Genomic DNA, 16,672 nt, shown 5'->3' on the forward strand with positions numbered 1-16,672 from the left:
ATAAGTGTAGGGACGATCGGGCTCGAACCGATGACCTCCGCAATGTGACTGCGGCGCTCTAAACCAACTGGGCTACGCCCCTCTTTGTTTCGATGTGCAAAAGTAATAAATAAAAGCGTCTTGCGCAAGAAAATCAGGATTTTTTTATTGCCGTATATGTTAAATTCTGCCAATGTTGCATTTTTATGCCACAATGACACAGGCCACGTCCATCATTTTATCTTGTCGAATCCCTCGCCGAACACACCGTGGCAGAATGTCTGTGACACCAAGGCGTGCGGGTCGATGGCTTTGACCAGGCTCATCACGCCCTGCGACTCATATTTCCGTGTGAGCACGATGAGTATGTCAACCTCTTGTTTCGAGTACCACCCTTTGCCCTCGATGAGTGTCACTCCGCGGTTGACATGCTTGTTTATCTTGTCGGCGATTTTCTCATATTCCTTGGATATGATGATGAATTGCACCGTTTGGCGTGTGCCGTTGATGACATAGTCGCACACGAAGCTTGCGGTCAGTGTGAAGGCGATGCCATATACTATTGTCTCCATGCTGTGGAAGAGCAGGTAAGACGAGCTGATGATGGTGATGTCGATGAACTGCATTGCCCGCCCGAAGCTCATGTTGAAGTGCTTGTTGAGCAGTGCTATTATGATGTCGGTGCCTCCCGTCGACCCGTTGTGTGAGAAGATGAGGCCCAGGCCCGTGCCTCCCAGCGCGCCACCGATGAGCACGTGCATGAACTTGTCTTCGCCGACGGTGATCAGGTGGAACTGTTGGAACAGAGGCTGAAGCACGCCCACCACGGCCGACAGCATGGTAACGCCTATTATTGTGCGTATGGTGAACTGCCTTGTCAGCGCCCGCAGGGCTATGAGCAGCAGCGTGACGTTGAGCACCCAGATGGATATTCCGGGCGGAAATCCGAACGCATAGAAGAGTAGGGCCGATATACCTGTTACGCCACCCATCACTACTTGTTCGGGCAGGACGAAGGCCGTGTAGCCGAGCGAGTATATGACGATGCCCAGAAACAGGAAGAACATGTCTTTGAAAACTTGCTTGCGCCTCCTTTTTATTATTATGTCTGCAATCTTGTTCATGATTGATATTGACTCTTTTCTGTTACTATGCAAAGATAGTATAAATTTCATTACTCGCAAAGAAAAAACGACTTAAATGCTGTGGCTTGTTTTTTTGCTTTGCCGGGAGGTCTGTCCAAGGTTTTGGTGGCGTTGCCGGTGTGTGCGTTACCAATTGTTTTTGCCGTCGGTTCGAAACGCATTGCGGCCCGGTAGCAGAGCCTGCTTTTTGTTTGTGCGGGCGTCTTGCTTCCGGGCCGTTCTTTGACCGTTACTTAGAGTTAGTCGTTTGTTGTGTCAGTCGATGTCGATTACCATGAAGTCTTTGTTGAACTTGATTTCAACACCGTTTGAGAGGTTAATCTCATATTCGTTGCGGTCTTTCTCTATTTTGAGTATTTTGTTGCCGCTGTAGTTGGTGTTCACATAGTTGTTTATCTGCGTCGGCACGAGTTTTGAGGGAACGCTGGAGCGCTTGCAGTCTATTTCGGTCCAGTTGCCGTTGCGGTCGAACTCAATCTTCTCGCCTGTGGTGAATATTACGTCGTAGCTCTTGTCTATCAGTCCGCTCTCCACCTTGGCCAGCGCAACCTTCATTCCGCTGAAGCTTCCCTTGATAACCTGCTGTGCGGTTGCAGGCAGTTGGTTCACGTTGATGGGCTTGTCGTTGTCGGCCATTGCCGTTGTCTGGAATGCCACGAGGCAAACTATTGCCATGATGCTCTTCTTGATGAAAGTCTTCATAATTCTTTTCTCCTTTGATTTTATTGTTAATACTTTGTTTCTTTTCGTATTGCAAAGTTGCGAAGCCATTCTGAAAAGAATCTGAAAAATGGTTGGCTGCGTCACTGTTTAACATTCTTTAGCGCGCGATGCCTTCCGTTTGCCTTGTTGCGTAGCCTTGTGCCATTGTGCGTCTTGGCTTTATGGCCATCGGCGTGACACCTCAAACACGTGCATTCCGTTTTCATATATATATAATATGTCCATGCCATAGAGCCTGCATATAGCCTGAGCTATCGACAGTCCGAGTCCCGTCGACGAGGCCTTATCGGCCGAATGGTAGAACCGCTCGAATATTTTTGCCCCGTCGAGCGGTCTGTCGCCCCCGGTGTTGGCTATGGTCATTGCCCTGGCTTTCAGGCAGATGCGTATCCGTCCGCCGTCGTTGCCGTGGGTGAAAGCGTTTTTCAGCAGGTTGGCCGCGAGCGTGGTGGCCAGCGACTCGTCCATTTCGGCAGTCATGTCGGCCTCTACGTTCATTTCCACCTTTATGTTTTTGTTGGCGTAAATCATCTCCATGTCGGGCAGCAGCCGCCCTATTGTTGCGGCCATGCTGATGTGCTTGGTTTTTGTAAACTGCCCGTTGTCTATTTTGCACAGCAGCAGCAGCGAGCGGTTTGTGCGCGCCAGTGCCTTTAGCGTGTGCAGCGTTTTCACCACGTCGCCCATTTGCGCCTCGGTCAGCTGCCCGTCGTCGAGCATCATCTCCAGCCGGCTTTGTATCACGGCGAGCGGTGTTTGCAGTTCGTGGGATGCGTTTGCGATAAACCGCTTCTGCTGTTCGTATAGCGTTTCGTTGCGTTCGGTGCTGCGTTCCAGGGCGTTGGCCAGTTTCCTGAACTCAGTCACGTTGGTGTGCAAGTCCATGGCTTTGTTGCGCTCGCCCAGCCTGTATGCGTCGAGCCAGTCGAGTATGGCCCTCAGTGGTCGCATGCCTTTGGTCAGCGTGTGCAGGTTTACGAGAATGATGCATGTCACTATGGCCGCATACAGGGCTATCAGCCAATACGCCACGGCAGCCTTGAGGTCGGCTTTGTCTATGGTAGGCGTGAACACCACCACCTCGAAGAACTTCCCGTTGTCGTCCATGAATATGTAAGAGATGGTGCGTGCGGGTTCAAACTCATTCTTGGCTTTGGTGTAAACCTCACAGTCTTCGTATCTGATGTGCGAGTGTTGCGATGCGTATTGTGCCGACACCTCGTGCAGGTAGTACTGGTTGTTGGTGTAGCTGGCCTCCCTGGGCAGTTTCTCTCCTGCCAGCGAGCGCCGTATTATCATCTCCGCGTGGTCTTCGAGCGAGTCGTCCACCTCGTCGTTTATCTCGTCGATGATGGCAAAGTAGAACAGTGCCGCCCAGAAGGCAAACACGAGTGCGCCTATGAGCGACAGGCGCAGCGTGATTTGGTTTTGCAGTTTCATGTCTCAACGAGTTTGTAGCCGAATCCGTAAACGGTCTTTATCTCTATGCCTGCCCCTGCGGCCTTGAGCCTTTTGCGCAGGTTTTTCATTTGCGCGTATATGAAGTCGAAGTTGTCGGCCTGGTCTATGTCGTCGCCCCAGACGGCTTCGGCCAGGGGCTGTTTTTCTATCAGCCGCCCCTGGCGGTTGACGAGGTACAGCATGATGTCGTATTCCTTTCGGCTCAGTTCGAGGGGCTTTCCGCCAACGTCAACGCCAAACGTGTCGGGGTGTATGGTCACGTTGGCAATCCTTATGGCCTGTTCTCCGCCCCTCATCTGCCGTCGCAGCACGCTTTTTATCCTTGCGTGCAGCTCTGCCAGGTGGAAAGGCTTGGGCAGATAGTCGTCGGCCCCCAGTTCCAGTCCCTTCACCTTGTCTTCTATCGAGTCTTTGGCCGACAGGATGATCACGTTCACCCGCCTGCCGGCGGCGTGCAGTTCGCGCAGCAGTTCGAGCCCGTTGCCGTCGGGCAGCATGATGTCGAGCAGTATGCAGTCGTATTCATACACAAACGCCTTCGTGCGGGCATCGGCGTAGCAGGCGGCCGTTTCGGCCACGTAACGTTCTTTTTCCAGCGACCTTACAATGATTTCGCGCAGGTCGTCGTTGTCTTCCACTATCAGTATTTTCATTTTTCCCGTTCTTGATTTGTTGTGTCCGTATGCTGCCTTTGGTTGTCGCGCCTTGCCCCAGGCGCCTCCGCCGTGGCTTTGCGGCCGCCTGTCGGTGGCCTCGCCGTGCCGCTGCCTGTTTCAAGGCCTATGCCGGCGGGCCGTAGCCGAGCTTGCCCCCCGGTTTCCCCAATGCAGCTTGACCATTGCAAAGATAGCTTAAATAGCTTGTCGCCCAAAACAATTCCGCGTTATTTTTTTATCCTCCATGCCTTTGCCTCGGCCTCATCCGCCCGCCGATGGCTTTGAGGCCGTTGCCCCCAACCGCCATGCCTTGCGGCCATTCAGCCCGTTTCCGCCCTCCCGCATGCATGGCGTCAGCCTCGTCGGTGCAGCTGTTTGTGGTTGCCTTTTCCTTAAATATTGCCAATTTAGTGATGTTGTGTGCCGCGTTTCATTTTTTTTGTGTAAGTTTGCAGTCACAAAACTAAAGCGCGCTGAGTCCGGCTTTCATTGCCGGCAGGGGTGCCCGGGCTGTTGCCCGGGCTGAGATTATACCCGTAACACCTGATTCGGATAATGCCGACGTAGGGAAGCTGCCTTGTGGATGATGCTTTCTTGCAGGTCTGGCAGCCGCGGGCAAATCTCTGACAACACTCCTTATTTGCGCATGTTGATATAAAATAAGGTTAAATGGAAAAGCTTGTTATCGCAGGACGCGAGTTTGGCTCGCGCCTGTTCCTGGGAACTGGGAAGTTCAGTTCCAACGAAGTGATGGCCGAGTCCATCGGTGCCTCAGGCACAGAGATGGTGACCATGGCCATGAAGCGCATCGACCTGGCCGACAAGGGCGACGACATGCTCGCCCACATTGTGCGCCCCGGCATTCAGTTGCTGCCCAACACGTCGGGCACCCGCAATGCCGACGAGGCCGTCTTTGCCGCCAAGATGGCCCGCGAGGCTTTTGGCACCAACTGGCTCAAGCTGGAGATTCATCCCGACCCGCGCTACCTGCTGCCCGACCCGGTAGAGACGCTCCGCGCCACCGAGCTGTTGGTCAAGGAGGGCTTTGTGGTGTTGCCTTACTGCCAGGCCGACCCCGTGCTCTGCAAGCGCCTGGCCGAGGCCGGTGCAGCCACGGTGATGCCGCTGGCCGCGCCCATAGGCACTAACATGGGGCTGCGCACACGCGACTTCCTCGGCATCATCATCGAAGAGGCATCGGTGCCGGTGGTCATCGACGCGGGCATAGGCGCGCCGAGCGATGCCGCGGCAGCCATGGAGATGGGTGCCGACGCGGTGCTCGTCAACACGGCCATCTCTGTGGCGGGCGACCCCGTTGCCATGGCCAAGGCCTTCAAGAAGGCTGTCGAGGCCGGGCGCGAGGCCTACGAGGCCGGGCTCGGGCGCCAGTCGGCCGACATGACAGCCGACGCCAGCTCGCCCCTCACGGCGTTCCTCAACTGATGCGAAAATGCTTTACAACGGCTCTGCCTGCTTTACGGCCCGCCCTGTTCGGGGCTGCCAAACGGCCTGTATGGGCCGCCGAAACAGCCCGTTCGGGCGCGCGTTGCGGCCCGTTTGGCCCGGCCGTCCGGCCGTGGGCGTAACGGCCTGTGGCCCAGAGGCTCAGGCCGCCGTGCCCAGGAGGCGGACCAGAGGTAAGCAATATTTACACAAACCAATATAACTACAACTTGCTATGAACGTAAAGATAAACAACGAGCCGGCCGTGCTGGCCGACGGAACAACGCTGGCCCAGCTGGCTGCCGAGCGCAACCTGCCCGACCGCGGCGTGGCAGTGGCCGTGGGCAACGCCATGGTGCCGCGCGCCGAATGGGCCGGACGCACACTCGTCGAGGGCGACGACATAGTGATACTCAAAGCTTTTTGTGGAGGATAACAAAATGTTTTACGACGTAATAAAGAACATTGGGTGGGACGAGACCACCGAGAAGATAATGCGGAAGACCGATGCCGACGTGCGCCGCGCGCTCGCCAAGCGCCACCTCAGCGTCGACGATTTCATGGCGCTCGTGTCGCCCGCTGCCGACAAGTACCTTGAGCAGATGGCCCGCCTGAGCCGCATGTACACGCGCGAGCGCTTCGGCAAGACCATCAACATGTTCATACCGATATACATCACCAACTCGTGTGCCAACTCATGCGTGTATTGCGGGTTCCACGTGCAGAACAAGATGCCGCGCACAATACTCACCGAAGAGGAGATAGTGCGCGAGTATCAGGCAATAAAGAAGCTGGGCCCGTTCGACAACCTGCTCGTGCTCACGGGCGAGAACCCGGCAAAGGCCGGCGTCGACTACATAGCCCGGGCGCTCGACCTGGCCAAGCCTTACTTCAACAACCTGCAGATCGAGGTGATGCCGCTGGCCACCGACGACTATGCCAAGTTGCGACGCCACGGGCTGAACGGGGTCATCTGTTTCCAGGAAACCTACAACGAGGCGCGCTACAAGGTGTACCATCCGCGCGGGCCGAAGTCGAATTACGAGTGGAGGCTCAACGGATACGACCGCATGGGGCAGGCCGGTGTACACAAGATTGGCATGGGCGCGCTCATCGGGCTGGAAGACTGGCGCACCGAGGTGACCATGATGGCTTACCACCTGCGCTACCTTGAGAAGACCTACTGGCGCACGCAGTACAGCGTCAACTTCCCCCGCATGCGCCGGGCCGAGAACGGCGGGTTCCAGCCAAACGTGGAGATGACCGACCGCGAGCTGGCCCAGGTGACCTTTGCAATGCGCATCTTCGACCACGACGTGGACATTTCGTACTCCACGCGCGAGACTCCCGAGGTGCGCAACAACATGGCCACGCTCGGCGTAACCACCATGAGTGCCGAGAGCCACACCGACCCGGGAGGCTATGCGTGCTATCCCAACGCCCTCGAGCAGTTCCACGTGAGCGACGAGCGCACAGCCCGCGAGGTGGAGCGCGACCTCAAGGCCGTGGGCATGGAGCCCGTCTGGAAAAACTGGGACGCCTCGTTCGACCGCGTCGAGATGGCCGTCTGAATCGGTGGCGTGGCCGGGCCGCCGCGCTGCCGGGCCCCTCAGGCGGCTTCTTGTCGCCGGGTGGCACAGCCGGGCGTGCGGCCGTCGGCCACAGCCGTTAACTGTTTAAAATCCATATTATGCGTTACATACCAATTCTCTCCATAGCCGGGAGCGACTGCAGCGGCGGGGCCGGCATACAGGCCGACATCAAGACGATATCTGCCCTGGGCTGCTACGCGGCCTCGGCAATAACGGCCCTCACCGTGCAAAACACCATGGGGGTGGGCGCCGTAGAGCCTGTCAGCCCCGCAGTCGTGGCCGGCCAGATACGAGCGGTCATGGACGACATCCGCCCGGCTGCCGTAAAGGTGGGCATGGTCAACGATGCCGCAACGATAAAGGCCATTGCCGGCGCGCTACGGCCATACGGGCCGAAGGTTGTCGTGGTCGACCCCGTCATGGTGTCAACCAGCGGCTCGGCACTCATGCAGGCCGATGCGCTTGCCGCCTTCCGCAGCGAACTGGTGCCGTTGGCCACCATCCTCACGCCAAACATGCATGAGGCAGCCACGCTTTCGGGCCTTGCCATAACCGACGAGGCATCATGCCATGCCGCCGGACTGGTGATTGCGCGCGACAGCCACTGCTCAGTGCTTATCAAGGGCGGCCACATTGAGGGCGGCCACAAGGTAGACAGGCTTTACGACGCTGACGGACGGCTGGTCGAAACGTTTGCCGCCGAGTCGGTAGACACCGTCAACACACATGGCACGGGGTGCACGCTCTCGTCTGCCATAGCCTGTTTCATGGGCCGCGGATACGCCGTTGCCGATGCCGTCAGGCTGGCAAAAGACTATGTCACGGCCGCGCTTGCGGCCGGGGCAGGCGTTGGCATAGGGCAGGGACATGGCCCAGTAAACCATTTTTTCAACCCGTTAAAGATGCTGACAGTATGACTCAGATACAGTTTATAACCCACGCCACCGACCGCTTCGGCTATGTTGACGGGGCGCGAATGGCCCTCGAGGGGGGCTGCCGGTGGGTGCAGCTGCGCATGAAAGGCGCCACCGATGCCGAGGTGCTGGCCGCGGCAGCAGAGATACAGCCCCTGTGCAGGCAGCATGAGGCTCTGTTTGTCATCGACGACAGGGTGCACCTGGCCAAGCAGATAAAGGCCGACGGGGTGCATCTCGGCAAAAACGACATGCCTGTCGACGAGGCCCGGCGAGTGCTCGGCGAGGAGTTCATCATCGGTGGAACGGCAAACACATTCGAAGACATAGAGCGGCTATACCGCCAGGGGGCCGACTACATAGGCTGCGGCCCGTTCCGCTTTACCACCACCAAGCAGAACCTGGCACCCATAGTGGGGCTCGAGGGCTACTTCACCATCGTCAACCGCATGCGCGCGGCGGGCATACCGCTGCCTGTGGTGGCCATCGGTGGCATCTGTTACGACGACATTCCGGCCATCATACGTACCGGCGTGCGCGGCATTGCCGTTTCGGGGGCAGTGCTAAACGCTGCCGACCCCGTGGCAGAGATGCGCCGGATGATCGACGCTTAGGCGCCGGGGAGTTGCGGCTATGGCCGCAGGTGCCGCCGCATGGCCGCCGCCCGGCGGGCTGGCATGGCAAATGTCTTGACTCCTTTACTTCCTTACTCCTTGACTCCCCATACATCCCGACCCAAAGAATCCTAAAATTTACAACAGTAAACAACTTAATTATGGACAACAATATCAAGATTACTTACCCGAGTTCGGAAAAGGTTTACATGAGCGGAAAGCTCTATCCCGACCTCAGAGTGGGCATGCGCCGGGTGCGTCTGACCCCGACCGTCGACATTGTAGACGGCAAGAAAGTTATGACGGAGAACGCTCCCGTCTACGTGTATGACACCAGCGGCCCGTACAGCGACCCCGACGTGGAGACCGACCTCAAGCGCGGCCTGCCCAAGTTGCGTGCCCCCTGGATAGCCAAGCGCCAGCCGGGAGAGACGCAGATGGCCCTTGCCAAGCGCGGGGTGATAACCGAAGAGATGGAGTATGTGGCCATTCGCGAGAACATGAACTGCGCCGAGCTGGGCATAGAGACCCACATCACGCCCGAGTTCGTGCGCCAGGAGGTGGCCGCCGGGCGCGCCGTCATACCGGCCAACATCAACCACCCCGAGTCGGAACCGATGGTGATAGGCACCAACTTCCTTGTAAAGATAAACACAAACATAGGCAACTCGGCCACCACCTCGGGCATTGACGAAGAGGTGGAGAAGGCCGTTTGGAGCTGCAAGTGGGGAGGCGACACGCTGATGGACCTCTCTACGGGCGACAACATACACGAGACGCGCGAGTGGATATTGCGCAACTGCCCCGTGCCGGTGGGCACCGTGCCCATGTACCAGGCCTTCGAGAAGGTGGGCGGGCGCGCCGAAGACCTCTCGTGGGAGATATTCCGCGACACGCTCATCGAGCAGTGCGAGCAGGGCGTCGACTATTTCACCATCCACTGTGGCATCCGCCTGAAGAACGTGCCGCTCTCGCAGGGCCGGCTCACGGGCATGGTGAGCCGCGGCGGAAGCATCATCTCGAAGTGGTGCATGGTGCACAAGCAGGAGAGCTTCCTGTATTCACACTTCGACGATATCTGTGACATCTGCCGCAAGTACGACGTTGCCATCTCGCTCGGCGACGGACTGCGCCCCGGAAGCATCCACGACGCCAACGACGCCGCACAGTTTGCCGAGCTCGACACCATGGGCGAGCTCGTCGAGAGGGCTTGGGCCAAAGACGTGCAGGCCTTCATCGAGGGGCCGGGCCACGTGCCGATGCAGAAGATAAAGGCCAACATGGAGCGGCAGATAGAGAAGTGCCACGGCGCGCCTTTCTACACTCTGGGCCCGCTCGTCACCGACATCGCCCCTGGCTACGACCACATCACCAGCGCCATAGGGGCGTCGATGATAGGCTGGTATGGCACGGCCATGCTCTGTTACGTGACGCCCAAGGAGCACCTTGCGCTGCCCGACAAGGACGATGTGCGCACGGGTGTGGTAACATACAAGATTGCCGCCCATGCGGCCGACCTGGCCAAGGGCCATCCCGGGGCCACCATCCGCGATAATGCGCTTAGCAAGGCGCGCTACGAATTCCGCTGGAAAGACCAGTTCAACCTGGCTCTCGACCCGGAGCGCGCGCTCGAATATTACAAGACGTCAAACGAGGTGGAGGGCCGTTTCTGCACCATGTGCGGCCCGAACTTCTGCGCTGCGCGCATAAGCCACTCGCTCAAAGACTGCGACTTGTGATGAAGTTTATCGTGTTTACCTCCCCGGAGTTCTTCTCCGGGGAGGATTTTTATATACGCCGGCTGTTCGACGCCGGTGTCGACGTGCTCCACCTGCGCAAGCCGGGGGCCTCGGCCGCCCATTGCGCGGCACTGCTCGATGCCATACCCGTGCAGTGGCATGGCCGCATAGTGGTGCACGACCATTTCGGGCTCTGCCGCGACTACGGCCTCATGGGGGTGCACCTGAACAGCCGCAACCCTTTGCCGCCGTCGGGCTTTGTGCCGCGGTCGGTGTCGGCCTCGTGCCATTCGCTGGCCGAGGTGGCCCGGCGCAAGCCCGGACTGAGCTATGTCACGCTCAGCCCCGTGTTCGACAGCATATCAAAGCAGGGCTACCGCTCGGCCTACACCGATGCCCAACTGCGCGGCGCGGCCTCGGCGGGCATCATCGACAGCCGTGTGGTGGCCCTCGGCGGGGTGAGCCTGCATGGCATACCCATGCTTCGCGACTGGGGTTTCGGCGGTGCCGCCTTTCTTGGCGATGTGTGGGAGCGTGCGGGGCAGCCCGGCTTTGATGACTATCTCGCCCGGCTGCGCTCGGCGCTCGACGGCCTGCCGGAGTAGGTTGACGTCTGCGCTGCCTGGCGGCAACTTTTGTCCGGGCCGGTAAAAAATATTCACATGCTTGCCAGAGGCAGCCGTTTCGCGTTGCCGCATGGGCCGTTTTGCCTTTCAAAACAGGCTGTGCGGCAATGCTGTTTGGCCTGTTTCGCAGGGCGAAACGGCCCGTTGCACCAATGGCCTGGCCTGCAGCGCTTTGCCTTCGCGGCAGGCATGCCAGGGCGGTTGCAAACATTTTTTACATCCCTGCCGTTGCAGTTATCTGCCCTTGGCATCGTTTTTCCGTGGTTTTTTGCTTATCTTTGCATTTCGGTAGGCCGCGCCCGGAGTTCACCGGGCGTTCTCCCGCCTTTGTGTTTGTGCCTTTCGTGCATGTTCGCCTAAATCGTTGTGCCATGTAGCCACGCCTCCTAAGTCACGTAGCAAGCATGGGATAAAACTTTTGTGAAGCAGATGAAGCATTTGGTTTGCGCATTTTTATATTGGCTGCCGCCCTGTTTTCTTGTGGCAGGCCCGGCTATCCGCCCGGGCTTGTGGCAGCCGACAGTCTCAGCGAAGTGAGCCCCGACAGCGCTATGGTGGTGCTTGGCAGTGTTGAACGTGGGCTGAAGGCCATGGACGACGACGCGCTGTGGTACTACAGGCTGCTGCGGCTTAAGGTGCGCGGCAAGGCTTACGAGGCGTTTTCACGCGCCGACAGCACCGAGGCCTTTGCCGTGCTCGACCACTACCGGGGACGTGGCGACCGCCATCTGCTGCCCCAAGCCTATTATTATGCGGGCTGCGTGGTGCGCGACATTGGCAACGCGCCAATGGCCATCGACTTGTTTCAGCAGGGCATGGACGCCATGGCAGACACCACCGACCTGAAACTGAGGAGCATTCTCAACTTCCAGACCGGCTTCCTGCTGTTTGAACAAGGGGTGTATGCGCCCGCCGTGAATTATTTCAAAGAGTCGCTCAGGCTTGAACGGCTGCGCAAGGATACGGCCATGATGGCTTACTGCTACGAGAAACTGGCATATACTTATGAAGATGGCGGGGTGTGTGACAGTGCCTTGTATTATCATCGGTTAGCCATATTGTGTGCCAAGGATTCGCGTGACAGTGTATTATATAAACGTATGGTTGCTTCAATGGCTTCTTATTATGTCAAGTCGGGAATGTATGGGCAGGCTGACAGTTGTTTGGCTAAATACAGTCCTTATATTAAGGAGTTCGATAGGATACCATTTTACGGTATGAAGGCCATTGTATGTATGAACACCGGGCGTTATGATGAAGGCTATTCATATTGTAAAATGATGTTGGATGATGGCACAGTATTGTCTAAGCAGACTGCATGCCGCTTGCTAATACAGTATTATCTACGGCAAGGTGCAATCGAGAAAGTGTCAAAATATGTAACGTTGTTCTCTGAATATTCAGACTCTTTGGATAGACTGACGGCCAAAGAGGTCGTGTCTCGTATGAACGCAAGCTATAATTATAATATATATAAGATAGAGAATGCTGAGTTAAAAGCCGGAAAACTCAAGACATTTGCGGCCTTATGGACTCTCGGTCTTGCTGTAATGGGAGTTGTTTTGCTTTATGTCAGACATTTAAATGTGTCGCGTCGGAATAACAGGGAACGCGAACTACGATGGATTTCTCTTCAGAAAGAAATGCAGGAGATAAGCGAAGCAAATATAAAACAAAAAGAGGAACAGATATACAAGCTTGCACTTGAACTCGAGGAAACCAAGGATCGCAATGCCGGGCAGTCAAAGTTGTTGATGCAACAGAAGGAAAAGTTGGAGATGCTTGTGTCTATGGCTCACCAAAAGCGGACAATTTGTGATACAATAAAAGAGCGTTTGGTCACGTCGAGTGTCTATTCTATGGTTCATGCGGCTGCAAAGGACGGACGTGTTTTGTCGAAAAGTGACTGGATGGAGATAGACACATTCATCAATGAGCTTATTCCTAACTTTAGGAATGGATTATATTGTATAAGTGAAATAAGCGAGCAGGATTACAGGCTTTGTCTTTTGATACGTATCGGGGGGCTTGCTGGAAAGGATATGGCCATCTTGTTGGGGCGCACAGATGGCGCAGTTTCTAAGGCAAAAAGAAAATTGCAGGAGCGGTTTTTGGGCGATGACCATGATAAAACGACTTTTGAGGAGTTTGTAACTTCATTGTAATTGACTGTGTAGCAGGCTGGTTCGTTGGCTGAAAAAGCGATTGAATTAAAATTGAAAGTGTGAATTCAATTTTAATTCAATCGCTTTTTTGTGATTTACGCATGCCATATCGTAATTTTGCAGCGTTGAAAATTATTAATCAATAGATTTGGATTGGCATGAGACAAAAGACATTTTTTGCATTTGTTATTGCTGTTAGTTCTGTCATTAACTTAAATGCAGAGAGCATAGAAATGCAATCTGGTAGAATTAAACAATTTCCAGGCGGTCCTCATAGCGAGGCCCCCGAGGTGGATTATGATTGTGAACTGTTGGTAATCAAGGCGGACACAACTTATAATTCTGCGCGTATTGTCGTAAAAAACAAATTCGGGCAAGTGCTATATGATGGTATCTTGGATATAAAAAAACAGCCGCAGGTCTTGTATGTGCCTGATTCTGACAAGCGGAGTATTGAGATTTACTGCGGTAAGGAGGTATATTGGGGCGTCTTCGAGGAAGATTGACATGAGAAACTTCTAAAGTTCGGCAACTTATTTAATCATACATTTTAGTTTAACTATTTAGTTTTTGTAATTATGAACAAGTGTTTTCGATATCATATTCAATGATGGTTCTGTCTCGCCGAAGCACTCGATGCAAGTGGCAATTAGTAGTTTGTTGCACTGTAAAAGAGCACTTTTTGCCGAATAAGGGCTAAAATGGCGATAGATTGAAACCTCTTTGATAGAGATTTTGCGTATATTTGGCGAGCACATTGTGCAAGAGTCTTATGTTTAATCAATAAAAATGACAGGTTATGAGAATTAAAAAAGTCATTCTGTTGGCCTCATTGCTGTTGGCCTTGAGTAGTGTTGCGTATGCCCAAAAGGGCAAGTTGGAAGGCGGTGTCGACACCCGCATGTCGTTTTACGACGATGATTTGTCGTTAGTTGCTACCGGCGCACAGTTTGGTTATGGCTTCACCGACTGGTTCTCGGCAGGCTTGAGGCTTGAGAGTTCCGTGTCGAGTTCAAGACAGACGGCATTACCCTGGCCGACAAGAACGCCACGGCAGGCCTTTACACCAACTTCAATGTGCTTAAGTTTGACAGCAATGTGCTTTCGCTTTCGGCCTCGGGAGGCGCTTCGTTGAAAGGCAACGGATGGAAATACACCTATTATGACGGTCTTGTAAGGTTAGACCGCAAAGTCGGTTCGTGGAAGATTGGCTTAGGCCTTGGTGCCCGCTATTATGATTCGCGCAACGATTTCTCGGGCAACAAGCTCCGTTTCTACGTTATGTTCGGTGCGTCTTTTACGTTCTGATGTGCCTGTTGCCTGAGTGGCGGCAGTCTTGCGGCCGTGTGGGCCGGGGCATAGTGCCTTGGCGGCATGTGGTTGCCGATGCCCTCCGGGCGTGATGAAGAAAAGCGGGGCGCAAACTGCTGCGCAATGGTTTGGCTGCCATTGCCTGTTGCAGTTTGCGCCTCGCTTTTGTTGTGCGGGCCTGCAGCCGCCCCTTGGCCGTAGCCGGTGGCAGGCCGCAGGCTGCTTGCTGTCATTGTTCGGCCATAATCTGGGCGGCGTGGTCTTTCACCTTTATCTGCTTGGGGCCAATGATTCGCTCCACCGTGCCGTCTTCGCCAATGATGAACGTGGTGCGGAACGTGCCGAAATACTTGCGGCCGTACATGCTCTTTTCGCCCCATACGCCAAACTCCTCTACCAGTTTCTTGTCGGTGTCGGCTATGAGCGAGAACGGCAGTTCGTTCTTGGCGATGAACTTCTGGTGCGACTTCTCGTCGTCGACGCTCACTCCCACCACCTCATATCCTTGCTTGCGCAGCTCCGCATAGTTGTCTCTCAGGTTGCAAGCCTCGCTTGTGCAGCCCGCCGTCATGTCCTTTGGGTAGAAGTATATCACCAGTTTGCGGCCGGCGTAGTCGCTCAGCCTCACCTCTTGTCCGTTTTCGTTGCGCCCAAGTATCTCGGGCGCCTTGTCTCCTATTTCCATGTTTCTTAATGTTGTTAAGTTTATTCCCGGCATCGCCGGCGGCAGCTTGGCGTGCCGCCAGGGCCTCCTTGCGTTGGCGGCTCCGTGGTGGCCGGTTGTCAATGCTGTGCCCGCCGATGCACTTGCAAATATACACTATTCCCGGCTTACGGGCAAGCCGGTGCCCGCTTTTTTTGCCATTGTGACCTAAAAAGCGTAACTTTGCACCATGAAACTTCAACAACGCGACAAGCAGATACTATCGATAGCCCTGCCTTCGATAGTGTCAAACATCACCGTGCCGCTGCTCGGGCTGGTCGATGTGGCCATCATGGGCCACGTGGGCAATGCCGTCTATATCGGCGCCATTGCCGTGGGGTCTATGATTTTCAACCTTGTCTACTGGATATCCGGATTCTTGCGCATGGGCACCAGCGGCATGACGTCGCAGGCCCTGGGCCGTCGCGACCTGCCGGAGGTGACGCTCCTGCTGGCGCGCTCGCTCGCGGTAGCCTTTGGTGTGGCCCTTGTGCTGCTGCTCTTGCGCGGCCCTTTGCTTACGGTTATGCTCGCCCTGATAAAGCCCACGCCCGACGTGGCCCCTCTGGTGGCCCGTTATTTCCATATATGCGTGTGGGGCGCCCCCGCCATGCTCGGCCTCTACGGGCTCATCGGGTGGTTCATCGGCATGCAGAACACCCGCGCGCCCATGTTCATATCCATCATGCAGAACGTGGTAAACATAGCTGCGAGCCTCACACTCGTGGTTTGGGGCGGCCTGAAGCTTGAGGGTGTGGCCGCGGGCACGGTCATTGCCCAGTATGCCGGCTTCATCGTGGCGCTGTGCCTGCTGGCCCGCCACTATGGCAGGTTGCGCCGCCACTTCCGCCTCGGCGCCGTTCCCGACCGCCGCGCCATGGGCCGCTTCTTCACCGTCAACCGCGACATATTCCTCCGCACGCTCTGCCTTGTGGCCGTAAACCTGTATTTTACCTCGGCCGGGGCCAGGCAGGGAGCCGTCGTGCTGGCCGTCAACACTCTGCTGTTGCAGCTCTACCTGCTGTTCTCTTACGTGATGGACGGCTTTGCCTATGCCGGCGAGGCCGTTTGCGGACGATATTACGGGGCGCGCAACAGGGCCGCGTTCAGCGATACGCTGCGCCGCCTGTTTGTGTGGGGTGGGGCCATGGTGGTGCTGTTCACAGCCGTCTATGCCATCGGCGGCACCCCGTTTCTGCGCCTGCTCACGTCGGACGGCGACGTCATAGCCGCGTCGGCGGCCTATTTCCCTTGGGCCGTGGCCATACCGGCTGCCGGTGTTGCCGCCTTCGTATGGGACGGCGTGTTTGTAGGCATCACCGCCACGAGGGCCATGCTCGTGTCGCTTGCCGTGGCTGCGGCGTCGTTTTTCGGCGTCTACATGGCCTTTCACAGTGCCATGGGCAACCATGCTCTGTGGCTGGCCATGATTGTCTATCTGTTTATGCGCGGCCTCACGCAGACCGCCGTCTACGCTTTCTTCAAGCGTTGGCTGCGCCTCGACTTCTGAGCCGGCGCCGGCTTGGGCTGCCGTTTGGGCTGCCGCAGTCGCAGGATTATCTTGCCCGACGTTGCCTCCGCCACGGCGCCAGGGGCCGTGG

General features: G+C 56.2%; 16 protein-coding genes, 1 tRNA gene and 1 riboswitch. Of the genes, 11 read left to right on the forward strand and 6 right to left on the reverse strand.

Annotated elements, in window-relative coordinates; genetic code table 11:
- Positions 1-7: 7 nt before the first annotated feature.
- The 5 genes from H6B30_RS04865 to H6B30_RS04885 all read right to left on the reverse strand — a co-directional run bounded on the left by H6B30_RS04865 (position 8) and on the right by H6B30_RS04885 (position 3,961).
- Positions 8-82, reverse strand: a tRNA-Val gene (locus H6B30_RS04865).
- Between the two features lie 130 nt (positions 83-212).
- Positions 213-1,103 carry a YitT family protein gene (locus H6B30_RS04870; protein WP_205108487.1) on the reverse strand — a complete coding sequence of 297 codons (891 nt, stop codon included), beginning with the start codon at positions 1,101-1,103 and terminating at the stop codon, positions 213-215.
- A 276-nt stretch (positions 1,104-1,379) separates the two neighbouring features.
- Positions 1,380-1,814 (reverse strand): PepSY-like domain-containing protein, encoded by a 435-nt coding sequence (locus tag H6B30_RS04875; protein WP_205108644.1) that lies wholly within the window; start codon positions 1,812-1,814, stop codon positions 1,380-1,382.
- Between the two features lie 192 nt (positions 1,815-2,006).
- Complete coding sequence (locus H6B30_RS04880) at positions 2,007-3,287, reverse strand: sensor histidine kinase (RefSeq protein ID WP_205108489.1); 1,281 nt, start codon at positions 3,285-3,287, stop codon at positions 2,007-2,009.
- Positions 3,284-3,961, reverse strand: coding sequence for a response regulator transcription factor (locus H6B30_RS04885; protein ID WP_205108491.1), 678 nt, complete (start codon positions 3,959-3,961; stop codon positions 3,284-3,286). Before H6B30_RS04885 ends, H6B30_RS04880 begins: the two co-directional genes overlap by 4 nt.
- A gap of 490 nt (positions 3,962-4,451) precedes the next feature.
- Positions 4,452-4,552: riboswitch (TPP riboswitch) on the forward strand.
- 81 nt (positions 4,553-4,633) lie between these two features.
- Here H6B30_RS04885 and H6B30_RS04890 point away from each other — a divergent pair.
- The 10 genes from H6B30_RS04890 (at position 4,634) to H6B30_RS04935 (ending at position 14,365) form a co-directional block, all read left to right on the forward strand.
- Complete coding sequence (locus tag H6B30_RS04890; protein WP_205108492.1) at positions 4,634-5,407, forward strand: thiazole synthase; 774 nt, start codon at positions 4,634-4,636, stop codon at positions 5,405-5,407.
- A gap of 235 nt (positions 5,408-5,642) precedes the next feature.
- Positions 5,643-5,843, forward strand: a complete 201-nt coding sequence (gene thiS, locus H6B30_RS04895) for a sulfur carrier protein ThiS (protein WP_205108494.1) — start codon at positions 5,643-5,645, stop codon at positions 5,841-5,843.
- Positions 5,844-5,847: 4 nt separating this feature from the next.
- A complete protein-coding gene (thiH, locus tag H6B30_RS04900; RefSeq protein WP_205108496.1) occupies positions 5,848-6,978 on the forward strand; it encodes a 2-iminoacetate synthase ThiH in 1,131 nt (376 codons plus the stop codon).
- A gap of 119 nt (positions 6,979-7,097) precedes the next feature.
- A complete protein-coding gene (gene thiD / locus H6B30_RS04905) occupies positions 7,098-7,916 on the forward strand; it encodes a bifunctional hydroxymethylpyrimidine kinase/phosphomethylpyrimidine kinase (protein ID WP_205108498.1) in 819 nt (272 codons plus the stop codon).
- Entirely contained in the window at positions 7,913-8,527 is a 615-nt protein-coding gene (locus H6B30_RS04910; protein ID WP_205108500.1) for a thiamine phosphate synthase, read from the forward strand. The genes thiD and H6B30_RS04910 overlap by 4 nt, the downstream gene beginning before the upstream one ends.
- 161 nt (positions 8,528-8,688) lie before the next feature.
- Positions 8,689-10,266 carry a phosphomethylpyrimidine synthase ThiC gene (gene thiC / locus H6B30_RS04915; RefSeq protein WP_205108502.1) on the forward strand — a complete coding sequence of 526 codons (1,578 nt, stop codon included), beginning with the start codon at positions 8,689-8,691 and terminating at the stop codon, positions 10,264-10,266.
- Complete coding sequence (locus H6B30_RS04920; protein WP_205108646.1) at positions 10,266-10,871, forward strand: thiamine phosphate synthase; 606 nt, start codon at positions 10,266-10,268, stop codon at positions 10,869-10,871. Before thiC ends, H6B30_RS04920 begins: the two co-directional genes overlap by 1 nt.
- Before the next feature lie 530 nt (positions 10,872-11,401).
- Positions 11,402-13,057 carry a hypothetical protein gene (locus H6B30_RS04925; RefSeq protein ID WP_205108504.1) on the forward strand — a complete coding sequence of 552 codons (1,656 nt, stop codon included), beginning with the start codon at positions 11,402-11,404 and terminating at the stop codon, positions 13,055-13,057.
- Positions 13,058-13,215: 158 nt separating this feature from the next.
- Positions 13,216-13,563, forward strand: a complete 348-nt coding sequence (locus H6B30_RS04930; protein WP_205108506.1) for a hypothetical protein — start codon at positions 13,216-13,218, stop codon at positions 13,561-13,563.
- Positions 13,564-14,134: 571 nt separating this feature from the next.
- Entirely contained in the window at positions 14,135-14,365 is a 231-nt protein-coding gene (locus tag H6B30_RS04935) for a hypothetical protein (RefSeq protein WP_205108508.1), read from the forward strand.
- 232 nt (positions 14,366-14,597) lie between these two features.
- Here H6B30_RS04935 and bcp read toward each other — a convergent pair whose 3' ends face one another.
- On the reverse strand, positions 14,598-15,053 hold the full coding sequence (gene bcp, locus H6B30_RS04940; protein ID WP_205108510.1) for a thioredoxin-dependent thiol peroxidase: 456 nt from the start codon (positions 15,051-15,053) through the stop codon (positions 14,598-14,600).
- A gap of 208 nt (positions 15,054-15,261) precedes the next feature.
- On the opposite strand from bcp, the gene H6B30_RS04945 reads away from it, so the two are divergent.
- Positions 15,262-16,581: an MATE family efflux transporter gene (locus H6B30_RS04945; protein ID WP_205108511.1), complete on the forward strand. Its 1,320-nt coding sequence runs from the start codon at positions 15,262-15,264 to the stop codon at positions 16,579-16,581.
- Positions 16,582-16,672: the final 91 nt, after the last annotated feature.

Origin of the sequence: Marseilla massiliensis, from assembly GCF_016899955.1 — a bacterium.
Taxonomy (GTDB): domain Bacteria; phylum Bacteroidota; class Bacteroidia; order Bacteroidales; family Bacteroidaceae; genus Prevotella; species Prevotella intestinigallinarum.

Excerpts from the sequence above, each read along its gene's own strand:
- H6B30_RS04870 (WP_205108487.1), bottom strand. The coding sequence starts at position 1,103 with ATGAACAAGATTGCAGACATAATAATAAAAAGGAGGCGCAAGCAAGTT.
- H6B30_RS04880 (WP_205108489.1), bottom strand. The coding sequence starts at position 3,287 with ATGAAACTGCAAAACCAAATCACGCTGCGCCTGTCGCTCATAGGCGCA.
- H6B30_RS04885 (WP_205108491.1), bottom strand. The coding sequence starts at position 3,961 with ATGAAAATACTGATAGTGGAAGACAACGACGACCTGCGCGAAATCATT.
- H6B30_RS04890 (WP_205108492.1), top strand. The coding sequence starts at position 4,634 with ATGGAAAAGCTTGTTATCGCAGGACGCGAGTTTGGCTCGCGCCTGTTC.
- thiS (WP_205108494.1), top strand. The coding sequence starts at position 5,643 with ATGAACGTAAAGATAAACAACGAGCCGGCCGTGCTGGCCGACGGAACA.
- thiH (WP_205108496.1), top strand. The coding sequence starts at position 5,848 with ATGTTTTACGACGTAATAAAGAACATTGGGTGGGACGAGACCACCGAG.
- thiD (WP_205108498.1), top strand. The coding sequence starts at position 7,098 with ATGCGTTACATACCAATTCTCTCCATAGCCGGGAGCGACTGCAGCGGC.
- H6B30_RS04910 (WP_205108500.1), top strand. The coding sequence starts at position 7,913 with ATGACTCAGATACAGTTTATAACCCACGCCACCGACCGCTTCGGCTAT.
- thiC (WP_205108502.1), top strand. The coding sequence starts at position 8,689 with ATGGACAACAATATCAAGATTACTTACCCGAGTTCGGAAAAGGTTTAC.
- H6B30_RS04920 (WP_205108646.1), top strand. The coding sequence starts at position 10,266 with ATGAAGTTTATCGTGTTTACCTCCCCGGAGTTCTTCTCCGGGGAGGAT.
- H6B30_RS04930 (WP_205108506.1), top strand. The coding sequence starts at position 13,216 with ATGAGACAAAAGACATTTTTTGCATTTGTTATTGCTGTTAGTTCTGTC.
- bcp (WP_205108510.1), bottom strand. The coding sequence starts at position 15,053 with ATGGAAATAGGAGACAAGGCGCCCGAGATACTTGGGCGCAACGAAAAC.
- H6B30_RS04945 (WP_205108511.1), top strand. The coding sequence starts at position 15,262 with ATGAAACTTCAACAACGCGACAAGCAGATACTATCGATAGCCCTGCCT.